This is a genomic window from Aeromonas sp. HMWF014 (genome assembly GCF_963878295.1).
GTDB lineage: Bacteria > Pseudomonadota > Gammaproteobacteria > Enterobacterales > Aeromonadaceae > Aeromonas > Aeromonas popoffii.
The window spans coordinates 1-2280 of the sequence record NZ_CAWNYS010000147.1; the positions used below are offsets into that span (position 1 = coordinate 1).

Consider the following 2280-nt stretch of genomic DNA (forward strand, 5'->3'; position numbering starts at 1 on the left):
CGGGAAGGGGGTGGGGATCAGCACCCGCACCCGGTGATCATCGGCCTGATTGTCGAGCTCCAGCTCGATGTCGATGCGCGGACTCTGATGCGCCAATGTGATGTGGCAGGTGACATCGAGGTGGCCGTTGCACTGGCGGTTGGCCCGCTCGGCGAGGTTGGCCGGCACCGCCATGCGAAGCGCAAGGGTGGCGATGCTCTGCCACGCCTGATGGGTGATCTCGCGGGTCACCGCAAACTCGGTGGAGTAGCGCAGCCACTCCTCGCGCGATGGCGAGTAGTCATACTCGTCGCCATCATCGGAGCCCTCTTCGAGCGTGAGCACCTGATCGAACGTGGTGCCGCGCAGCTTGTCCAGGATCTGCAGGGTGCCGTTGTCATTGAGGGCGATGCGGTAAAAATCGTTCTCCAGCAGCTCGCCGCGGGTGGTCACCGGTTGCTCTAAGCCCGGCTGGTTGCCCTCGATATGCAGAGTGCAGTAACCCATGGACGGCAGCGGATGGCAGAGCTGGATGTCGTACTCCATAAAGGGGTCGTAGTTGCCATAGTGAACGATCTGTCTGTCCACCAGACCCGGGTCAATCTCCCGTCTGGCACGGATGAAGTAGGGGACCGGCTGGCCCGCTTCATCGCGCAGGGCAAAGGATTGGGCGCGAATGCGGATGCTGGTGTTGATCACCTCCTGACGGGGGAAGGGCATCAGGTTGAACAGGCAGAGCTTGTCGGCCGCCTGTACCCCGTCTTCGCAGAGCGCCACCGGCATGTTGTCGACAATCTTGCGCATGTAGAAACGGATCAGGTTCTCGGCCATATCGTCTGCCAGAATGAAGCGGGTCATCACCTCCTGATGCACCTTGTCGCTGCAGCAGCAGCCGATGCTGTCATGGGCGTGGTTCTTCATGATCTCTTTCCACATCTTCTCAAGCAGCCCGTGGTGGTACTCAAAGCCGAGTGCCCAGGCGATGCTCGCCAGCGGTTCTAGGATGTTGACGATCTTGTTCTCGATGGCGGCGTGGGCCAGCTTGATGTCCATCCGGGTGGAGGAGATGGTGCGGTGCACCCGCATGTATTTGCCGTCGTTGAACTCCCCCTTGAGAGGGTGGCCAGTTGGTCGCGGCACGCCTCGATGCGTTCGAAGACCTGCTCGAAGCGGCTCATGTGGAATTCACGCTGGGGGTAGATCTCCCGCAGCTTGTCGATGATGGCGAAGATGTTCTGTTGCAGCGGCATCTGGTCGTGGCCGTTGGGCAGCAGGATATCCTGGGTGACCGAGGCCTTCTCCAGCACCTTGAAGTAGGATTCGAGCCGCTTGCGCAGGCCCGCTTCATCTTCCGGCAGGTACTTGCCGATGGCGTAGCCAAGCGGCAGCACCTGGGCTGTCACCTCGCTGCCATCGTTGCTCTGCCAGAGGAACTCGGTCTTGTCGGTGCCGTGGCGCTCGGAGCAGCCGCGCCAGAACATGGCACGGTCAATCCCGAAGCCGTTGAAGATGTGGGGCAGCTGGGAGGACATGCCGAACGAGTCGGGCAGGTAACCGATCTTCATCGGCTCGCCAAGGCTAAGGCAGTCGCGCATCCCGTAGAGCAGGTTGCGCAGGATGGACTCGCCGCTCACCTGCATGGTGTCGGTCTGGGTGTACCAGGGGCCGATGATGAGCTTGCCCGCTTCCACCAGCGCCTTTACCCGGGCCTTGTTCTCGGGCTGGATGGCGAAGTAATCCTCCAGCACGGCGGTCTGGCCGTCGAGCACATAGAACTTATAGTCAGGGTCGGATTCAAGACGCGCCAGGATCTCCGCCATGTTGTTGATCAGCAGGATGCGGGACTCCTCGGTGGTGAAGTACCACTCCCGATCCCAGTGCATGTGCGGCGTGATGTGAACTCGTGAAACTGTCATGACAATGATCCTTTGCTGACGCACGGCGGCCCTTGCCTGCCGTGCGGAAAAATAGTCTGTTGAAAAAGCGGTTGTGAAGATGAGCCTTACTCTGCGGCGACCACCTGATAGGTGCCGCGTTGCATGGCGTGACGGCGCCATCCGATCAGCACCAGAGTGGAGATAAGGGTGCCCACCAGCGCCGCACCGAGCCAGACGGCGGCAGCCATCAGGGCGCCTTGGCCGCCATCGTGGAGCAGAAACAGGGAGAAAATGCCAGCCCCCGGGGTGGAGAGACCAATCCCCATGGCCCCCACCATGGCGCCGGTGACGACCGAGCCCGCGAGGAAGGAGCCGATCACCCGGATCGGGTCTTCGATGGCCATCGGAATGGCACCCTCGGTGA

The 2280-nt window shown here is 61.5% G+C and carries 1 protein-coding gene and 2 pseudogenes; all 3 read right to left on the reverse strand.

What is annotated here, in order from left to right; all coding sequences use genetic code 11:
* Positions 1–1065 (reverse strand): annotated as a pseudogene (locus AAC083_RS05740) (glycoside hydrolase family 38 C-terminal domain-containing protein); the annotation flags it as partial.
* Positions 978–1895 carry a glycoside hydrolase family 38 N-terminal domain-containing protein gene (locus AAC083_RS05745; RefSeq protein WP_258224613.1) on the reverse strand — a complete coding sequence of 306 codons (918 nt, stop codon included), beginning with the start codon at positions 1893–1895 and terminating at the stop codon, positions 978–980. The gene AAC083_RS05745 and the pseudogene AAC083_RS05740, both read right to left, overlap by 88 nt.
* Before the next feature lie 86 nt (positions 1896–1981).
* Positions 1982–2280 (reverse strand): annotated as a pseudogene (locus AAC083_RS05750) (PTS 2-O-a-mannosyl-D-glycerate transporter subunit IIABC); the annotation flags it as partial.